Origin of the sequence: Enterococcus sp. CSURQ0835 (genome assembly GCF_902706605.1) — a bacterium.
Lineage (GTDB): Bacteria > Bacillota > Bacilli > Lactobacillales > Enterococcaceae > Enterococcus_A.
Genome location: NZ_CACSLH010000002.1, coordinates 48,310 through 67,087, shown reverse-complemented (window position 1 = coordinate 67,087; position 18,778 = coordinate 48,310). Strand labels below are relative to the sequence as shown.

The 18,778-nt window shown below is 42.3% G+C and carries 16 protein-coding genes and 1 riboswitch; all 16 genes read right to left on the bottom strand.

The window, feature by feature from the left end:
- Window positions 1–32 precede the first annotated feature (32 nt).
- The 16 genes from phnX to GVJ38_RS01595 all read right to left on the bottom strand — a co-directional run bounded on the left by phnX (window position 33) and on the right by GVJ38_RS01595 (window position 18,740).
- Entirely contained in the window at window positions 33–833 is an 801-nt protein-coding gene (gene phnX, locus GVJ38_RS01670; RefSeq protein ID WP_159721433.1) for a phosphonoacetaldehyde hydrolase, read from the bottom strand.
- Window positions 826–1,965: a 2-aminoethylphosphonate--pyruvate transaminase gene (gene phnW / locus GVJ38_RS01665; protein ID WP_200849434.1), complete on the bottom strand. Its 1,140-nt coding sequence runs from the start codon at window positions 1,963–1,965 to the stop codon at window positions 826–828. The genes phnX and phnW overlap by 8 nt, the downstream gene beginning before the upstream one ends.
- 9 nt (window positions 1,966–1,974) lie before the next feature.
- Window positions 1,975–2,979, bottom strand: coding sequence for an extracellular solute-binding protein (locus GVJ38_RS01660; RefSeq protein WP_159721431.1), 1,005 nt, complete (start codon window positions 2,977–2,979; stop codon window positions 1,975–1,977).
- Window positions 2,891–4,591, bottom strand: a complete 1,701-nt coding sequence (locus tag GVJ38_RS01655; RefSeq protein ID WP_159721430.1) for an ABC transporter permease subunit — start codon at window positions 4,589–4,591, stop codon at window positions 2,891–2,893. Before GVJ38_RS01655 ends, GVJ38_RS01660 begins: the two co-directional genes overlap by 89 nt.
- Window positions 4,588–5,358: an ABC transporter ATP-binding protein gene (locus GVJ38_RS01650; RefSeq protein WP_159721429.1), complete on the bottom strand. Its 771-nt coding sequence runs from the start codon at window positions 5,356–5,358 to the stop codon at window positions 4,588–4,590. The genes GVJ38_RS01655 and GVJ38_RS01650 overlap by 4 nt, the downstream gene beginning before the upstream one ends.
- A 200-nt stretch (window positions 5,359–5,558) precedes the next feature.
- The gene (locus GVJ38_RS01645) at window positions 5,559–7,427 is read right to left on the bottom strand and encodes an ABC transporter ATP-binding protein (protein WP_159721428.1); all 1,869 of its coding nucleotides are present in this window, start codon (window positions 7,425–7,427) and stop codon (window positions 5,559–5,561) included.
- A gap of 42 nt (window positions 7,428–7,469) precedes the next feature.
- Window positions 7,470–9,827 carry an ABC transporter ATP-binding protein gene (locus GVJ38_RS01640; protein ID WP_159721427.1) on the bottom strand — a complete coding sequence of 786 codons (2,358 nt, stop codon included), beginning with the start codon at window positions 9,825–9,827 and terminating at the stop codon, window positions 7,470–7,472.
- Window positions 9,824–10,273, bottom strand: a complete 450-nt coding sequence (locus tag GVJ38_RS01635; protein ID WP_159721426.1) for a MarR family winged helix-turn-helix transcriptional regulator — start codon at window positions 10,271–10,273, stop codon at window positions 9,824–9,826. The genes GVJ38_RS01640 and GVJ38_RS01635 overlap by 4 nt, the downstream gene beginning before the upstream one ends.
- 251 nt (window positions 10,274–10,524) lie before the next feature.
- The gene (locus tag GVJ38_RS01630) at window positions 10,525–11,214 is read right to left on the bottom strand and encodes an energy-coupling factor transporter transmembrane component T family protein (RefSeq protein WP_159721425.1); all 690 of its coding nucleotides are present in this window, start codon (window positions 11,212–11,214) and stop codon (window positions 10,525–10,527) included.
- Window positions 11,141–12,550, bottom strand: a complete 1,410-nt coding sequence (locus GVJ38_RS01625) for an ATP-binding cassette domain-containing protein (RefSeq protein ID WP_159721424.1) — start codon at window positions 12,548–12,550, stop codon at window positions 11,141–11,143. The genes GVJ38_RS01630 and GVJ38_RS01625 overlap by 74 nt, the downstream gene beginning before the upstream one ends.
- A complete protein-coding gene (locus GVJ38_RS01620) occupies window positions 12,547–13,125 on the bottom strand; it encodes an ECF transporter S component (protein ID WP_159721423.1) in 579 nt (192 codons plus the stop codon). The genes GVJ38_RS01625 and GVJ38_RS01620 overlap by 4 nt, the downstream gene beginning before the upstream one ends.
- Window positions 13,118–13,726, bottom strand: coding sequence for a YkoF family thiamine/hydroxymethylpyrimidine-binding protein (locus GVJ38_RS01615; protein ID WP_159721422.1), 609 nt, complete (start codon window positions 13,724–13,726; stop codon window positions 13,118–13,120). Before GVJ38_RS01615 ends, GVJ38_RS01620 begins: the two co-directional genes overlap by 8 nt.
- Window positions 13,727–13,831: 105 nt before the next feature.
- Window positions 13,832–13,930, bottom strand: a riboswitch (TPP riboswitch).
- Window positions 13,931–13,988: 58 nt separating this feature from the next.
- Window positions 13,989–15,194: a MalY/PatB family protein gene (locus GVJ38_RS01610; protein ID WP_159721421.1), complete on the bottom strand. Its 1,206-nt coding sequence runs from the start codon at window positions 15,192–15,194 to the stop codon at window positions 13,989–13,991.
- Window positions 15,194–16,237, bottom strand: coding sequence for a M42 family metallopeptidase (locus GVJ38_RS01605; RefSeq protein WP_159721420.1), 1,044 nt, complete (start codon window positions 16,235–16,237; stop codon window positions 15,194–15,196). Before GVJ38_RS01605 ends, GVJ38_RS01610 begins: the two co-directional genes overlap by 1 nt.
- Window positions 16,237–17,310 (bottom strand): M24 family metallopeptidase, encoded by a 1,074-nt coding sequence (locus GVJ38_RS01600; RefSeq protein ID WP_159721419.1) that lies wholly within the window; start codon window positions 17,308–17,310, stop codon window positions 16,237–16,239. The genes GVJ38_RS01605 and GVJ38_RS01600 overlap by 1 nt, the downstream gene beginning before the upstream one ends.
- Before the next feature lie 74 nt (window positions 17,311–17,384).
- A complete protein-coding gene (locus tag GVJ38_RS01595) occupies window positions 17,385–18,740 on the bottom strand; it encodes a PTS sugar transporter subunit IIC (protein ID WP_159721418.1) in 1,356 nt (451 codons plus the stop codon).
- Window positions 18,741–18,778 lie beyond the last annotated feature (38 nt).

Sequence of the window (18,778 nt, the reverse complement as noted above, 5' to 3'; positions counted from 1 at the left end):
GCCCCATCAGCTGAACTGACACGGCTCTTTTTTTATTTTTCTCCGATCAACAGCGCTTGCGCATCAAGCTGTTGGATCAATTTTGGTAACTCGGTAAAGCGTTCAAGGACATAGTCAGCACCAGCCGCTTCAAAATCATGACGTACTCGTTGACTGACTTGCTTTTTTTCTGCTTGAGACAATTGTTGATATTCAGCAAATGAATAGCCCGCTTGCGAACTACCTTCCACGATCCCGATGGCGCGGACCCCGGCATTTTTACCTTCTTTAATGTCAGCTAATGTATCACCGACTTTGATGACTTCGTGAGTCGCAAGTCCTTCAAAATACGTTAGATTTTTAAAAATCATATCCGGGGCTGGTCGACCTTTTCCTGATACTTCATCGGGTGTAACGACAAAATCTGGTGCATAGCCTTGCGCTTTGGCGATTTTTTCGACCGTAGCCATCATTTTGCGGGTGTAACCCGTGGTGCTTCCGATTTTTATTCCGGTTTCCCGCAACGTCTCAACGACTTCCAGCACTCCGGGTTTTACTTCGGCATGGTCAGCTAGCGTTTCAAACAGCGCGGTTTCAAATGTATGGTAAAGCTGCTCGACATCACTTGCTTGGGGAAGCCGACCATAAGTTTGTTGCCACATTTCAGCGATTCGAGTCATGCCTAACATGATCTGAAGATGATCACGCTTTTTCATTCCCATCGGTTCTCGTACTTCTTGGCTAGTCACGGCAACTCCTTGCTCCGCAAATGCGCGCTTGAAAGCGGCGACTGGCGCCATACAACCAAAATCGACCGTCGTACCGGCCCAATCTAAGATCACTGCTTTAATCATTTTGTAATTCCTCCATATATGTTTTGATTAATGCGGCGACTTGTTCCATATCACTCGGATAAAGCTCGCCGATGTTCCCGATCCGAAAACAATCCACCGCACTGACTTTTCCTGGATAGATCGCGTAACCATTTGCTTTTAAATACTGATAAAATTGCTGAAAGTCAAATTTTTCATTAGCAGGATATTTAAAAGACGTGATAAACGGTCCTTGATTTTTTTTTACATAGCGTTCAAAACCAGCTGCTGTCATCAAGTGATACAAGCGTTCATTGTTTTTTTGATAGCGTTGCTGGCGTGCGGAGATTCCACCTTCTGCTGCTAATTCTTGTAACGCTTGTTCAAAGGCGATCACGGTATGAGTAGGCGAAGTAAATCGCCATTTGCCATCGATTGCCATCACCCGTTCTTGCTCGTGTAAATCTAAGCTGACCGTCCGTGCATTCCCAGCACTTTTAGCCAGTGCGCTACGTCGGGCGATCACAAAAGCAAAGCCCGGCACACCTTGAATACATTTGTTAGCACTGGAGATCAAATAATCGATCCCTAATTTAGCAACTGGAATCTCGATCCCGCCAAAACTCGACATAGCATCCACAATGAACAACAGTTGATGCGTCTGAACGAGCGTCGCGATTTCTTCTAATGGATTTAAAATACCGGACGTCGTTTCGCTATGGACCATGGTCAATGCCGTGATCGCAGGATCTTGTTGTAACATTTTTTGGATCACTGGCGCTTCAAAGGTCTCATTTTCAGCTACTTCATAAACGACATGGGGAATCTGGTAACGCGTTGCCATCTTCACCATCCGTTTGCCATATGCACCATTTGCGCAGATCAGAAGTTTATCAGCTGGCGCTAAAACGGAACTCAAGACTGATTCAACTGCAAAGCTGCCGCTGCCTTGTAACAAGACCGCTGTGTAGTCAGCCGCTGAAACTTCGGCTAATTCCAAGAGCTGCTGCCTAATTTTCCGAGTGATGCGTTTATAATCTTCATCCCAAGTACAATGGTCGACTAGCATCGCTTCTTTGACTGTTTGGCTCGTCGTCAACGGCCCAGGAGTCAGTAATTTATAATTGATCCCTTGATTGGTTGCCACGTATGTTTTTTCCGCGATTGATTTCATCATAAGCTCCTACTCTGCTAACTCAGCATGTTGTTTCAATAATTCAGGCGTTAATTTTTTAGCAAACACTTTTTGATCTTTCGCAATTTCTAACCCTTGCGTCGATTCATTTTGATACAACGCGCTCGGATAGTCTTTGATCAATTCTTTTCGGCCTTTTGTCACGATTAGATTTAACATCTTTTCTGCAGCAGGATTAGTCTTTTTCCCTTTATCAACGACTGCTAGTGATTCCGTCAATGAATACGTGCCTTCTGTTGGTTCTACGTAATCGATCGGTAGCCCATCTTGTTTATCTTTGACTGCTTGATGCCGTAAACCAAAACCTAGTGCAACTTCACCGACCCGAACTTTTTTCAATGGCCCTGAACCGGATTCTTCAATGTGATCCCCTGCATTTTGATAAATCCCTTTTAAGATCGTTTTTGTTTTATTTTCACCATACTGCTCGATCAAAGCTTGGAATAACAACCAAGCCGTCGAAGAGTGTTTGATATCAGAAATCGAAAGTTGCCCTTTGTATTTTGAATCAGCAAGTTCCGCCAAACTTTTAGGAACGGGTAAATTTGCTTCTTTCAACGCTTTCGTATTGTAGAAGATCACTCCTTCTTGCGTCGTCATCGGTGCTTCAAAATCGGGAACTTTAGTCAGTGGTGTAGCTGCTAATTTCAACGGTTTGAACAATTGGCTTTTTTTCTGCGCACTGTCGAGATAAAACGTACTCATCGTTACTAGGTCAGCTTCGATGTGTTTGCCTTCTGCTAACAGTTTGCCGCCTAACTCAGAAGTGCCAAATGATTGTAAGACATATTTATTTTTGTAGCCGTTCGTATCTAACACTTTTTTGATGACATTGACCGGTTCTTCATCTGCATTCGTGTAGATCACAACTTTTTTATCGCTCGCAGCACTGGCATGACTTTCACTAGCGCTGGATTTTCCGCAAGCTCCCAAAAGTGTCAGTGTTCCGATTAAACATAACCCGGCGAGTGTTTTTTTCAATTTTCTGTTCATTACTTTTTAGTCTCCTTGTAATAAGTTGGGTGATCATCCGCATGGTGCTATTTACCGCTAGCAAAATGATCGAAAGGATAAAAATATCCGTAAAGCGGCCAAAGTGTTGTAACTCTTTGATCTTTGTTGTCATGACCATCGTTTCAGCACTCGTCAAGAAAACGACGGCACTGATAGTGACCATGGCGTTGGTAAAATAATAGCTGAACATTTCGATGATCGTAATCTTTGCATTAGGGACGATCACTTTAAGTAATGTATCCAGCCAGTAATCCCCCATGATCTTCGCTGTATTTTCCCAATTAGGATTCATTTTTTGTAAAGCACTTTTTGCTAACTGATACGGTGTCGCAAAATAATGGACGAGATTGGCAGCGACTAAAATGAAAAGCGTATTGTGAAGTGGCGTACCACTAAAGATCAATAGATAAGCGATCCCTAACACCATCCCGGGAAGCGAATTAGTGATCATCGCAAAGCTGTCGATCACTAGCCCGCGACTCGACTGACTGCGCGTTGTGAACACAGCCGCTAAAAAAGCCGTCAGCGTCCCAAAACTAGCCGTTAAAATGGCGACAAGTAAACTATTTTGCAACGTCAAACGCAGCGTTGGATCTTGGCTGAACGTAATTAACGGTGTCAAACTAAATTGCATTTGATACGGCCAGCTGGCAACAAAGGGAATGAGGAACATGACGAAAAAGATTCCCATGATCCCACCTGCACTCAAGCTTAGGAAAATTGCAAACAGACTGTCGCGCACCCGATTTCGTTTTAAAGGCAACGTTTTTTTTGGCTCATAAGCGACTGGAATTTTTTGTAACCGGTGTAAGCAAATGACACTTAAGATCGAAGGCAGTAACATCGATAACGCGATCACCGAACCACGCGCAAAGTCAGGCAATGAGCCTAAAAAATATTCATATAATAAAGTCGTGATAAACACTTTTTGACCGCCGACTGCAACGGGGATCCCAAAATCAGTAAAGCTCATAAAAAAAGCTTGTACGAGAGAGATGGCGAAAACTTTTAACAATGGCTGCAAGACAGTCGTCTGAAAGCCGCGAAAAAAATGATCCCTCATCAATCGTGAAACGATGAAAAAACGGTGATCAAGGTAATGCATCGCATCATTGAACAACACAAAAGTTACCGGCAAGCAGTAGATCAAAAGGCCTAAAAAGACCCCGGCTGTCCCATAGATATCAAAGATCGTTCGACCAAAGATGCGCGTCCAGAGACCTTGCTTACCAAATGAATAGATCAGTACAAAGCCATACGTGATGGTGGGTAACAACATTGGTAAAACTAAAAAGCGTTCGACGACTTGCTTGAAGTAAGGCGCTAACTTAGTGAAGTGCAAGCCGTACGCCAATAAAAAACCCAGTAAAGTTGCGACAAGCGCGACACTCAGTGCAAAACAAAAACTGTTTAAAAAAGCTTGCAACCATTTGTCTGTTCCCACTAATTCAGTGACTAAATGAAAAGACAGCCGACCATCTGAAAGCAGTGCTTCTTGCAAGACCCGAGCCAGTGGTAAAAATAAAAACAAACCGAAAAAGCAACTGACTAAAATTTTTAATCCTCGTTCTAACCTTACAGTTTGCTTCATCCGACTTTCACAACTTTTCGCTGCGTTTGGGCGAAGATCTTCTCGATATTTTGCCGTTTGATCTCCAACTGTTGCACGATGAATTGTTGGACGAACAAATCAGATGCATTAGTGATGATCTCTTGCGGAGTCCCATATTGGGCAACACAACCATCTGCCAAGACTAAGATTTTATCAGACATCGTCAAGGCTTCTTCTGGGTCATGCGTCACGATGATCGTTGTAAGCTTCAGTTTTTTAGCGATCAATTTGATCCGATTTTTGATCGATTCTTTAATCACGCCGTCTAGGGCACTGAGCGGTTCGTCTAACAATAAAACGTTCGGCCTCATCACTAGCGTTCGGCCTAATGCAACTCGTTGTTTTTGCCCGCCGGATAATTGCTGGACCCGTTTTTGTAAATGTTGCTCTAAACCGAGTAACTCGATCAGTTCAGCCAATTCTTCTGGGCTTGTCAACCCAGGATTTTTATGCAACCCGTAAGTCAAGTTGTCGTACGCATTCAAATTAGGAAATAAAGCATAATCTTGAAAGACGATGTTAAATGGACGTTTTTCCATCGGCCAGTTGGTTATCTCCTGTTCACGATAAAAAAGTTGGCCGCTCGTTGCAGTTTCTAAACCTAAAATCACATTCAGCAATGTCGTCTTACCTGAGCCGGATGCACCTAAAATCGAAACGATCTCGCCATCAGCAATCGTCAAGCTGATATCTTTTAAAATCGGGGTCGTATCAAATGTTTTCGTGATCTTTTGTAATGTCAACATAGTAATTCTCCTCCTATGCCACTGATTATAAAGAAACACTTTTGATTTTTAACCAGGTTTAAGTAAAGGTTGTGATTGAATTGTATCGATTATGTAAAGATCACCTAGACAAAAAAAGCTGGAACGATCTGATCAACAAAATCGTTCCAGCTTTTAGTTAAATTGAATAGGTGCTTTTAGCTTCGTTATTCAGTTGCTTTTTAAGCAGTCGCTTCATCAAGATCTTCAAATTGCGAGTTGTAAAGTTTCGCGTAGTACCCACCTTTTTCCAATAGTTCTTCATGGGTCCCTTGTTCTTTGATGTCGCCATCTTGCATATATAAGATCTTATCAGCATCTTTGATCGTAGACAGACGATGCGCGATGACAAAACTAGTTCGACCGGCCATCAAATTATTCATGGCGTGTTGGATCAAAGCTTCGGTTCGCGTATCGACTGAAGAAGTCGCTTCGTCTAAGATCAAGATCGGTTTATCCGCCAAAATAGCTCGCGCGATCGTCAGCAGTTGTTTTTGACCTTGTGAGATATTAGAAGAATCTTCATTCAGTTCCATTTGATAGCCACCAGGTAAAGTTTCGATGAAGTGATGGACGTGAGCCGCTTTGGCAGCTGCATACACTTCTTCATCGGTTGCTTCTAAATTCCCGTACCTCAAGTTGTCCATGATCGTCCCTTTGAACAACCACGTATCTTGTAGGACCATCCCGATATTTTTACGTAGATCCGCCCGATTGAAATCTTTGACGTTATGACCATCGATTTTGATCGCGCCAGAATTGACATCGTAAAAGCGCATCAGCAACTTGACCATCGTCGTTTTCCCAGCTCCTGTCGGCCCAACGATCGCCACTGTCTGGCCTGGATCAACATGCGAATTGAAATCATTAATGATGATCTTATCAGGTGTGTAGCCGAAATGAACGTGTTCAAAGTCAACTTCACCTTTGGCTCGCCCGATTTTGACTGGGTTTTCAACCGTTTGATCTTCTTCGTCTTCTGCTAAAAATTCAAAGACCCGTTCGGCTGCGGCTGCCATCGATTGCAACAAATTGGAGACTTGTGCCAATTGAGCGATCGGTTGCGTCAAATTCCGCACATATTGAATGAACGCTTGGATATCCCCAACAGTGATCGTACCGTTATAGGCAAAGATCCCACCGACGATCGCCACTGCGACATAACCTAAGTTGCCGACGAAGTTCATGATCGGTTGCATCAAGCCAGAAAGGAATTGTGATTTCCAAGCCGATTTGAACAACACATCATTTTTTTCGCTAAATTCTTTCAACGAGTTTTCTTCATCATTGAACAGGCGAACGATATTATAACCGCCCACAGTCTCTTCGACTTGTCCATTGATGATCCCTAAATATTTTTGTTGCGTAATAAAATGCTTTTGCGAAAACTTGACCACAAATGCGATCAACAACATGGAGATCGGCACGATCAAGATCGCGACCCCAGTCATTTTCACCGAAATCGTCAACATCATCACGATGACCCCGACGATCGTAAAAGCTGAAGTAATCAGCTGGGTGACCGATTGGTTCAATGATTGCCCCAGTGTGTCCACATCATTGGTGATTCGTGATAAGACTTCACCAGTCGTTCGGCTTTCAAAATAATTCATTGGCATGCGGTTGATCTTTTCAGTGATTTCTTTACGCATCCGATACGTGATCTTTTGCGTGATCGTCGACATGATCCAACCTTGAACGATCCCAAAAAGTGATGCGACTAGGTATAAGCCCAACATGAAAAGTAGCGTTTCGCCGATCTTATCAAAATTGATACCACCGGTTCCTTGATATTTTTTGATCAGACCATTGAAAAGTTCCGTGATCGCTTTTGATAAAATCTTCGGTCCCCAAATGTTGAAGATCGTGGAGATCGCAGCAAAAACAATCACAACTCCCAGCGCAAATTTATAAGCGCCCATATATGAAAGTAATTTTTTCAAAGTTCCCTTGAAATCTTTGGCTTTCGCACCAGGCGCACCTAGCCCGCGGCCACCGCCCATCGGACCGTGTCCACCACCTTGAGGACGACTTTGATTTTTTTCTGGCATTTTCGTTCCTCCTTCGTTTTTGATTAAAGTAGAATGTAGCTCCTACTCCGCTTCTTCAATCCCTAATTCAGCATTGCTTAATTGAGATTGTGCAATTTCTTGGTAGACGGTTGAACGTTCCATCAATTCCTCATGCGTTCCTTGATCCACGACCCGACCTTCATTCAAAACGATGATATTGTCGGCATGTAAGACCGTTGAGATTTTTTGGGCCACGATGATCTGAGTCACACCTTTGACTTCTTCAGCCAAAGCTCTCCGCAAAGCAGCGTCCGTTTTATTATCTAGTGCCGATAGCGAATCATCAAAGATCAAGATCTTAGGATTTTTCGCTAATGCACGAGCGATCGCTAACCGTTGCTTTTGTCCACCAGAGACATTCGTCCCACCTTGTGAGATCGCCCGACTATAGCCTTGGTCATTGGCATCGATAAATTCAGTTGCTTGCGCGATCCGAGCCGCTTTTTTCATTTGCTCATCGGAAACATCAGCATCACCGAATTTGATATTCGATTCAATATCACCAGAAAACAGAACGCCTTTTTGTGGCACAAAGCCGATCAACGCGTGTAATTTATGCAAGCTCAACTCACGAATATCAACGCCATCAATCGTGATTCGGCCGCCCGTTACATCAAACAAACGCGGAATCAAATTGACCACCGTTGATTTTCCTGAACCCGTCGAGCCGATCAAAGCCGTCGTTTGCCCTGGTTTAGCTGTAAAGTTGATATGATGCAAGACATCTTCATCCGCATCGCTGTAGTGGAATTTCACGCCTTCAAATTTGACCTCACCTTTAAACTCATGGTCATCTTGCGGTGTTGCTGGATCTTTAATCGAAGGTTTGGTTGCTAACACTTCATCGACCCGCGCAGCTGAAACATTGGCCCGCGGTAAGACGATCGACACCATCGACAGCATCATAAAGGCCATCACGATCATCATCGTATAAGTGATGAAAGCCATCATATCCCCGACTTGCAACTGTCCTTGGTTCATATTGTGACCTCCGACCCAAACGATCAAAACGGAGATCCCATTCATCAAGAGCATCATAACTGGCATCATCAATGACATCGATCGGTTAACGAATAGTTGAGTCTTCATCAAATGCGTATTTGCTTGATCAAAACGTTTTTCTTCATACGCTTCTCGTGAAAAGGCCCGGATCACCGGTAATCCCGTTAAGATCTCCCGCGAAACTAAGTTCACTCGGTCGACTAATTTTTGCAAACTCTTAAATTTTGGCATCGTAAAACCTAATAAAACTAAGACTAATGCTAACACTGCACCCACGGCGACCCCGACGATCCAGCCCATGCCAGTTCCTGTTTTATAAACTTCGTAAACACCGCCTAGACCTAAGATCGGTGCGTATAAAACTAACCGCATCGTCAAGACCATCCCCATTTGGATCTGCTGAATATCATTGGTATTCCGCGTGATCAAAGAGGCTGGCGAAAATTTTTCCATCTCGGTATTTGAAAACTGCAAAGTGCGTTCGTATTGGCCCACTCGTAACCGGCGCCCCGTCGAAGCAGCGACTAGTGAGGCGATCAAACCGACTAAAATCGCAGCTACCGCAGATAGTAAGGTCAAACCGACCATTTTCATCCCCGTTTTGACCATGTAGTCCGTTTGGATCTGTTTTGTATTCATATCTAACGCTTTGTATTCAGCTAGCGTCATTTGAATGCCAACTGTTTTCAATGAATCAGTACCAAGATTCCCTAAACTGTCAGTCAACTGTTTCCGTGCAGCTTTTACTTTTTGTGGCAAAGCAGTTTGTGTTGCTTTTAGCTGTTCACCTAGTTGTTGAGCTTCTGCACCTTTAGCTTGAGCTTGTGCCCCTAGTGTCTGGGCTTGTTGCAAGTCACCACTGGCACCAGCTTGTTTAGCTTGGTCGCCTAAAGTTTTGGCTTCTGCTCCTAACTGCTTCACTTTTTTTCCATCTGCACCTAGTTGTTGGTACGTTTGGAAAACTTCTTTGGCTCCTTTAGCATCCATCGAACTATTTTTTTGCTTCATTTGAGAAGAAGCCAACATGACCATTGGCAATTCAAACGTTTTAGCTAACTTTTTCTTCGTCATCCCATCCGCTAAGTCTAACTGGTAGACCGTTGTCTTTTTACCTTTGATCGTTTCAGTCGTTTTATGGTAATTGTCTTTGACGGTCTCTTTTTCATGATCCGTCATGAACATCTCAATTCCTTGTAACGTTTGGGCGCGAATTTTTTCAGGCGTTGCATTGTCCAATCCGCCTTGTTGAATCCCTACATCCACAATATTCGAGGTGATGTTTGGCAGCGATAGATCACTGGAAGCTTGCACGATCAAAAGTGCTACGACCGCTAACACCGCATACCAATATTTGAATAAGTATTTAAAAATTCTCACGCTTGACTACCTTCTTCCTCATCTGTAATTTTTTGCGAGTAATAAAAGAACTCCTCGATCAATTCAACAAATCGATTCGTGTCTTCTTCTCCCATCTGTTCAAAGATCTGAACGATCCGGGCGGTTGCTTCTTTTGCTTTTTGACTCGCAAACTGTTGTCCTTTTTCTGTCAGCGTCACGGTGATCCGCCGCCGATCTTTTGATGAGATCGTCCGCGTGATCAATTCTTTTTTCTCCAGACCACCTAGAATCGTCGCGATCCGCGCACTTGACAGATGCAATGCTTCCGCTAGCATCTTTGGACTAGCCGGCTGCTGCAAGTGTTCTAAAAATTTGATCACGACTTCTTCACCGCGATTGCTTTTTTCCAGCTTGGCAAATGAACTGTTCCGATTGCTGACCATTAGGCGCGAAAGTTTACTTTCCGCCTCGTTAGCAAATGACATGTGCTTCCCCCTTTTCTTCCGTCAGACGCGTTCCACTCTAACTCAAAAATGTGAACCCACGTTTAACTTTATCTTTTAATAGCTAATAGTGTTAATAATTAACGCTTGAAGATAATAACGCTTTGACAAAAAGAAGTCAACGAAAAAAGATCAATGCACTAAAAGACCACTGAATCATCATACTTTTTTCATAATTGACAACGCTGTAAAACCTAAAAAAAACACTTCCCATCACAGGAAGTGTTTACTGATCAAAAACTCAAAGCTACTGCCAAACCTAGTAGGCCAACTAAAAACAAGCCGTCTTGAAATCGGATCTGATAATCATAAAAATAAGTGCGGTTAGCAGTCCCGGAAAAACCGCGCGATTCCATCGCTTGAGCCAACGTCTCTGACCAACGGATCGATTTGACTAATAGTGGCGTCAATAATTTCGGTGAGATAAATCCAGCTGTTAGCCCACGCGACCGTAAACTGATCCGCGTATTTTGATATTCTTTTTTGATCAACGGCAACATATGAAACGCCGCCATCATCCCATAGGCAAATTGAGCTGGCAGGCGTAGTTGTTGCTGCGCTGAATAAATAAAAGCTGGCAAGGTCGTCGTTGCAGCAAAACTTGAACCTAAAAAACCAAAACAATAGATCCGTGTAGCTAGTTTCAACCCATACAAGACTTGCGGCGTGACCGTTAAATCACCGATCACAGCTTGACCACTTTTTGCTTGTAAGAAGAAGTAACCACTGAAAAAAACGCCAATTGCCGTCACCGTTAAAAGAACTGTTAACTGTAGCCATTGTTTGAAACTTAAATACAGGATGCTAACAACTGCAAAGATCACTGCTAATGTCAGATTCAACCTGAGATTATTTTGAAAAGAGACGAGTAAACCGGTGAGTAAAATACCGCCGAATTTGATGGTCGGATTCAATTTTTTCATGTCGGGGTTCCTCCATTTGATTCAGATCCCAAACTTCATCACAAAAAGTCTGCAACAGTTCTTGATCGTGACTCACAATTAAAATAAGCGTCTCTTCGTTAGCTTTTTGCTGTAATAGACGCATCACTTGCCAAGCATTTTCTTGGTCTTGACCATATGTCGGTTCATCAACTAACAATACGTCTACTGGTCGTTCTAAAAAACAAGCGACCGCTAAGCGCCGTTGCTGACCTTGACTCAATAAAAAGGGCGACTCGGATCGTTTGTCTTCTAATTGCAACTCGCGTAACTTTTGCTCTACCCACAGATCAGCTTGCTGACCATTCGCTAATTCTTGAAAAACAGTCGCCGCTACAAATTGATCTTGCGGATTTTGCATGATCCAACTCAACTGTTTAAAAATTTGCCGACGTTGCTTTTGGACAGAGCGGTGATTCAATTCGATCGTCCCAGTAAATTCTACCGCTCCGATCAACGCCTTTAATAAAGTCGATTTTCCCAAGCCACTGCGCCCAGTCAAGCCGATCATCTGGCCAGCTTTTAACGCACGATCAGGTAAGCGGAGCTGGTGATCGGCTAATGGCAACGAAAAATTTTTCAACTGTAAAACTGTCTGAGTCGGTTCAATTTTTGCCAATCGTGGCTGCCGTCTTTTTTGCTGCTCAGAAGCTGCTGCTAACTGCGCCCGCGTTTTCAAAGTCAGTGTTGTTTGATCCAAAACATACCACTCATCGATCCAACCTTTCGTATTTTTCAACTGATGATCGATCATTAAAATTCCTACACCACTTTGTTGTAGTTGTTGTAATTTCCCAATCACAAAGGCGGTCGTAGCCTCATCAAGATTTGCAAACGGTTCGTCTAATAAAAGATACCGACTCCCCAGAGCAACACAGCAAGCCAGTGCAACAAGTTGTTTTTCACCACCTGACAATACGGCAAGTGACCGCTGGGCTAAGTGAGGGATCTCGCAAAAAGCCAACGCTGCTGTTACTTTACCGGAAATTTGTTCTTTTGGGACGCGCTGATTTTCTAAACAAAAAATCAACTCTTCTGCAGGTGTGGCCATACAAAATTGCGTGTCAGGATTTTGAAACATCAAACTGACAAACGCTACTTTTTGATCCGCCCGTAACTTCTCCAATGACTGACCATCATAGCAGATTTTTCCACTAAAAGTCGACTGACCTTGACCCGCTAGTAAGCTGAATAACGTACTTTTCCCGACCCCTGAGACCCCAAAAAGTCCGCGAACAGTTCCTGGAGCAACTTCTAATTCAGCTGCGATCTCGCGTGTATCGACTTGAAAGATCAACTGTTCAGTTTGCAAACTCATACATGATGCGCCCCGATTGGATAACTTTTCAAAACACCCATCTTCACTAAATGATCACACGTAAGTTTTACTAAAACCGCTGAGAACAATAGTGCTGAAGCTAAACGAATCACAAAAATCGCTAAAAGCATCTGCCACTGCAACCCGGTAAAACTTGAGCGAACGATCCCCCAAATGAAACTCGTGATCGTAGCAAACACGGCACCTAAGATCAATTGGATCCAACCAGCACGTTTGTAACGTGTCGTTAAAAAGCCTGCCTCTGTTCCGATTCCTTGAACAAAGCCGCTAACAAACACGATCGGTCCATAAAAATTCCCCATAAAAACTTCTAGTAACGCCGCGATCATTTCAGTGATCGTCGCAGCTCCCAGTCGCCGAATCACATACCCTGCAAAAGCTGCCGCCATAAACCAAACACCAAAAATAAATTCGTTAGCTAAAATCGACAAACCAAGTGGAGCCAAAATCGCACCTAACAAAACGCCTAAATGAACCGCACCTAGATAAATCACACCAAATACAATTGAAACGATCCCCACCATAATGACATCTTTTAATTCCCATTTAAACATCTGTACTTCCTCCTAATGATGGACTGTTGACTGAAACAGTCGCTTCGATCACATAATGATTCAAGTGCGCGTGGGCATAAGCCAAAGCTTTTTCAAAATAAGCAAATAATTGCGTTGCTGAGCCAGTTAAGAAAGTCGAATAATGTGCGCTTTGCGGCTGTAATCCCATTTCATCAGCCAGTGTTACGATCTGTGCAATTTCCTCCATATAAGATTCTTTTCCAAACGTATAAAATGAATACTTACAATGGATCGGGAAATCACCTTGGGCTTTGATCTGAGTTTGATTCGGCTGCCGCTTTTCTCCAGTCAAATAACTATCGCCAGCAATATCTCCCGGACAGCCTTTTGAAAATGTGAACTCACCGACTAGATGCGTCGTTGGTTCATAAGCATTGATAAACAAACCAGCCGCCGCATCCACCACACTTTCTGCTTCACCACGATATAAGGTGCTAAACAGATCCGTTTGACTCCACACGGCTGTAGTATTCGTTTTTTTCACACTGTTTAAAATCTGATCAGCAAACGCATCTTTCATCGGATACAAACTTACGCGGACACCCGTGATATCAATGCCATCAATCGTACAGCTTTCCATATTTAATTGTCATCCTCTCAATTTTTCTTTTCTGTCCACTAAAAAAAGCGCCCCTCCTTTTTCCATATCCACATGCAGACAGAAAAAAGGTGAGACGCTATCATTCAACAAACGTCACCACTTTCCTACGTTAGTACTAACTAAATCAGGTTCAAAGGGACCAGACTTTCGTCTATCTCAGCATCAGCGCCCCTAGTGGATAATCTACTATTTAATTTTCGCTGTAAGTTTAGCACTCTGGTAGAAGAATAGCAATCATTTTTTATGTTTCGATAGATTGACTACTTCGCACACTTGACTTTTCAAGCGCGCGTAATAACGCTGCTACTCCGGTGCGGATTTTTGATTGGGGTGCACCTAAGTTCAAACGCAAATAATTTCTCCCCTCGATCCCATACGTATCACCACGCATGATGGCGACTTTTTCTTCGTGAACGAGAATATCTTGGAGTTGGTCCATTTCAACTGGCAAATCTTTTACTTCAAGCCAAGCTAAATACGTTGCTTCAGGCAAATAACAATCAATATGGGGGTGATTTTCTAAAGCAGCTAGCACATATTGAAAGTTCTGATCAACATATCGATTCAATTCAGCCAACCAAGATTTTTCATTGTTATAACAATCTTGCAAAGCTATCATCCCTAAATAGGGAGCTGACGATAAACCATCCCGTGCTTTTAAAATAGTCAGAAATTCCTCACGTAATGCCTCAGCTGGAATCAGTCCGTAAGAGCAGCCTAAGCCTGGAGTATTAAATGTTTTTGACGCCGACGATAATAATACGACGGGGACTTCAATCTCATGATACAAAGCCAAAATCGGGTGATGAAAAATCCCCGGTCGCCGAATATCCATATGAATCTCATCACTGATAATTGCAACTTGATACTGATTACAAAGTTCAATCAATCTCGTCAATTCCGCTAGCATAAAAGCCCGGCCTGTCGGATTATGAGGATTACACAGTAAAAATATTTCTGGTTTTTCAGTTTTAAACAAATTTTCTAGATCAGCAAAATCAATTTCAAAATGTCCGTCATTCTTTTTGAGACTAGCTGAAAACAATTCTCCTGCGTTTTCTCGAACAGTACTAAAAAACGCATCATAGCACGGCGTAAACGTCACAACTTTGTTACGACCTTTGCCTAACAATTGGATCAGAATCGATAAACTGTAAATTACACTGGGACTAAAAACGATCCAATCCTCATCTACTTCACAATTAAACTCATGGTCGAACCAACGACTAATTGCACCTTTAAAATCAGGATGATTCCAACGAGTATAGCCAAAAACACCGCGAGCAACTGCACTTGCTAAAACATCTTTTGTCCCTGCTGGAATTGCAAAATCCATATCTGAGATTGAAAAGGGCAATAACGCTTCTTCTCCAAAACGATCTTGAACGTAATCCCATTGTGTTGAATACGTACCATAACGATTTACGACTTGGTCAAAATCAGTCATTACAGCTTCCCCCCTTGTTGATCCAATTGTAAAATCGTTTCAGTTAACAAATCAATCGCGCTTTGACAATCCTTAAGCTTGACTTGTGAATACCAAGAATGACAATAACGAACTGGTAAGCTGATGACCAAAGTGGGTTTCCCATTTGTCAATTGGACAGAGCCCGCATCAGTCCCACCACCAGTTAATTGATCATATTGATAAGTGATCCCATTTTTTTCTGCTATGTCCCGTACAAAATCAGCTAACGGTAAATGTGCTAACGCAGTTTTATCATATAAACAAATTCCTGGACCTGCCCCTAAAATACGTGTTTTGCGGGTTGCTGCTTTAGGGGTATCTTTCCCATCTGCAACGTCTAAAATAAAGTTGAGATCACCCTCCACTTGAGTTGCGGCAATTTTTGAACCGCGTGTTCCGGCTTCTTCTTGAGCTGTTCCAATCCCGATCACTTCGACTGATGTTAATTTTCGTTGCGCTAAATTGTTTAGTACCCCTGCCATGATGACACAGCCCACACGATCATCTAGTGCTTTACCGATCAAATATTTTTGATTAAAGCTGAGTCGTGCTTGAGACGCCGGAGTAATCATATCCCCAATCTGAATCCCAAGTGCTAAAACTTCATCACGACTCTCACAGGCTAAATCAAGGTACATCTTATCAATTGGAACAATGTGCTCACCTTTGATTGAGCCTTCTGGTAGCGTACCAATAATTCCGGGAATCGTTTTGCCATTTTTTCGACAAGTGACTATCACTTCTTGCCCCAACATCACATGTCCCCACCAGCCACCAATTGCTTGAAAATAAACAAATCCTTGAGCATCAATCTCCCGAATAAAAAAGCCGACTTCATCTGTATGCGCATAGAGTGCAATTTTTTTCTTTTTAGTTTGTAAATTCCCATAATAATGATTGCCAAAATCATCAATGGTTACTTTTTGCGGAATGATTTGGTCTAAAAAAGCGGCAATTTGTTGTTCTTGACCAGCAATTCCAGCAAGGTTAGACAACTTCAAAAGATCGCTTGTTAATTCCATCAGATATTCATCCACTCTTTCTTTGACTTTGTTAAAATTTCGACCTTACCTTGCTCATCAAGGTAAACATCATCTTCAATCCGGATACCATATTGACCGGGGTAGTAGATACCTGGTTCAACTGTAAAAACCATTTGCGGTTGTAAGCGCGTATCATCAATTTGATTTATACTAGGATATTCATGACAAGCTAACCCGATTCCATGACCTAGCCCATGGGTAAAATATTTTGCTTGATCACTTTTAGCTAAATAGTTTCGAGCAGCAAGATCAAGCTCAGAGACGGAACGGCCGACTTCAACCAGAGCAAGTGCGTGGCGTTGCGTTTCTAAAAGTAATTGATAACTATTTTTGATCGTTTCGGAAACTTCTCCCAAAGCAAATGTTCGCGTCAAATCAGAATAATACCCTCCTACTGTACAACCGAAATCAAGCATGATTAATTCATCTTGTTCAATTTTTTTATGCGTAGCATGGGCATGAGGCAGCGCAGTTCGAGTCCCAGAAGCTACGATCGTTTCAAACGCTGGACTATCACTTCCATACTTTTTACTCAAATAATCGATCTCATTAGCTAATGCTAGTTCTGTCATCCCGGGTTTGATAAGAGTCAAAACGCGCGAGAATGTTTGATCGGCTAACATTGCAGCTTGTCTAATTTTTGTAAGTTCAGCAGAAGTTTTAATCATCCGGAGTTGCTCAATGAGATGGCTAGTTGGAATCAATTCCACTGAAATCGCGAGCTTTTGCTTTAACGCTTGATAGTCCCTAAAGCAGAGAGAGTCTTCTTCAAAGCCGATTTTTTTGAATTTTTCTAGCAAGTGCGCAGCAACACCCCAATAAGATTCTCCAAATTTTAATGTATAGATTGCTACATTTTGAGTCTGCTTGCTAGCTTGCTCAGTATATCGCCCGTCAATAATCAGTGTATTTTTTCCTGGAGTGACCACTAATAGACCATTAGAGCCCGTAAAGCCGCAAAGATAGCGCCGATTAATCTTATCTGTTACCACAAAAGCTTCAAGTTCCGCAGTTGCCATTGTATGATAGAATTTTTCAAATCGAATTTCCATTTATCATTCCTACTTTACTTTAAGAATAAACTAAAAATTTAGCGCAAATGCTGAACATCTGCGCTAAACTATTTCTAAAAATCTAAGTCTGCCAATAATGCTTCATCTTCATCACTGATAACTTGAGTGATCGATTGATCTTTATTAGCTGAGACTACTTTTTCTTGTTCTAATTCTTGTCTTTCTAACACTTTGAAAAATGGTAAATATAAGCCAAACGAAAGTGCGATCTGCAACAATTGGATCGGAATCGAGCGCCAGTCAAACCCTGTCAAAAAGCCTTCCATGAACACGGGTACATAAGGGGGATCAAAAATAGGGTAGTTCAATAGTCCTAATTTCATAAAGATCATTGGAATCATTCCCACAAATGCTCCTCCAAAAATGAACGGAATCATCAAAACAGGATTCAAAATAATGGGCACACCGAAGAGAATCGGTTCATTGATTCCAAATAAAGAAGGTAGTAATCCCACCGCTCCAACTTTTTTATACCGTTGAGAGCGACTCACTAACATCGCAATCACTAATCCCATTGTTACACCAGAACCAGTAAAGTTCGCAAAAGCAGACAACGTTCCTCCAGTTACTACGTGAGTTAACGGCTGACCGGCTTCATGATTAGCCAAATTTTCAGATAAGTATTGCACCATAATAGGTGATAAGATCGGTGATAAGACTGCCGAATGAATGCCAAAGAACCAAAAAACTAATCGTAATACAAGGACAAAATAAATGACCCACAAAGAATCCAACGATCCAATAGCTGGCGCTAAGATATTCATGATGACTTGCGGTAATAAGACTCCTCCAGATAATGCATCAGTAATTGCACGCACCATAATAAATAAAGCTCCAATTGCAGCAGTTGGTGTAATCAGCTCAAAAGAACTGGAAACAAAGTCAGGGACTCCTTCTGGCATCTTAATGACCAGTTTGTGTTTGGTAAAGAAACGATAAATACTCACACAAATGATTGAAATAAAAATCCCCGCAAACAAGCCTTTTGAATCTAAATAACTAGCTATGATATTGCCATCTTTATCCAAATCCATTGAAACTAGTAAAAAGCCGATCGCTGATAAGATCATAGACCCAATCGTATAGAGTTTCCATTCTTCACTTAAAAAATACGCGATCGCTAAAACTGCATACAAGCCGACTAACCCTAGTGAGACTTTTGATAGCAAGCTGAAAATATAGCCGTACTGCTCAAACCAATTTTGAACGCTAGCAGCTTTGATGAACTCTGGAATCGATGGAAAAATCGCTGCAATTGATCCTAATAACAAAGCCGGTGTTAAAACGACCATTCCTTTTTTGATTGCCGTTAAATAGGGATTGTTGTCCACTTTATTGGCAATCGGCACCAATGTTTTTCGAATAAATCCTTCTACTTTATCAAAAGTAGACTCTTTCTTACTTTCCATTTCATTGCTCCTCCTATTTCACAGTAGTGGTGTGCAGA

Coding starts and splice junctions, on each gene's coding strand:
- GVJ38_RS01605 (WP_159721420.1), bottom strand. CDS start 16,237: ATGGAATTAACAAGCGATCTTTTGAAGTTGTCTAACCTTGCTGGAATT.
- GVJ38_RS01660 (WP_159721431.1), bottom strand. CDS start 2,979: ATGAACAGAAAATTGAAAAAAACACTCGCCGGGTTATGTTTAATCGGA.
- GVJ38_RS01645 (WP_159721428.1), bottom strand. CDS start 7,427: ATGCCAGAAAAAAATCAAAGTCGTCCTCAAGGTGGTGGACACGGTCCG.
- GVJ38_RS01630 (WP_159721425.1), bottom strand. CDS start 11,214: ATGAAAAAATTGAATCCGACCATCAAATTCGGCGGTATTTTACTCACC.
- phnW (WP_200849434.1), bottom strand. CDS start 1,965: ATGAAATCAATCGCGGAAAAAACATACGTGGCAACCAATCAAGGGATC.
- GVJ38_RS01610 (WP_159721421.1), bottom strand. CDS start 15,194: ATGACTGATTTTGACCAAGTCGTAAATCGTTATGGTACGTATTCAACA.
- GVJ38_RS01615 (WP_159721422.1), bottom strand. CDS start 13,726: ATGGAAAGCTGTACGATTGATGGCATTGATATCACGGGTGTCCGCGTA.
- GVJ38_RS01620 (WP_159721423.1), bottom strand. CDS start 13,125: ATGTTTAAATGGGAATTAAAAGATGTCATTATGGTGGGGATCGTTTCA.
- GVJ38_RS01625 (WP_159721424.1), bottom strand. CDS start 12,550: ATGAGTTTGCAAACTGAACAGTTGATCTTTCAAGTCGATACACGCGAG.
- GVJ38_RS01650 (WP_159721429.1), bottom strand. CDS start 5,358: ATGTTGACATTACAAAAGATCACGAAAACATTTGATACGACCCCGATT.
- GVJ38_RS01595 (WP_159721418.1), bottom strand. CDS start 18,740: ATGGAAAGTAAGAAAGAGTCTACTTTTGATAAAGTAGAAGGATTTATT.
- GVJ38_RS01635 (WP_159721426.1), bottom strand. CDS start 10,273: ATGTCATTTGCTAACGAGGCGGAAAGTAAACTTTCGCGCCTAATGGTC.
- phnX (WP_159721433.1), bottom strand. CDS start 833: ATGATTAAAGCAGTGATCTTAGATTGGGCCGGTACGACGGTCGATTTT.
- GVJ38_RS01655 (WP_159721430.1), bottom strand. CDS start 4,591: ATGAAGCAAACTGTAAGGTTAGAACGAGGATTAAAAATTTTAGTCAGT.
- GVJ38_RS01600 (WP_159721419.1), bottom strand. CDS start 17,310: ATGGAAATTCGATTTGAAAAATTCTATCATACAATGGCAACTGCGGAA.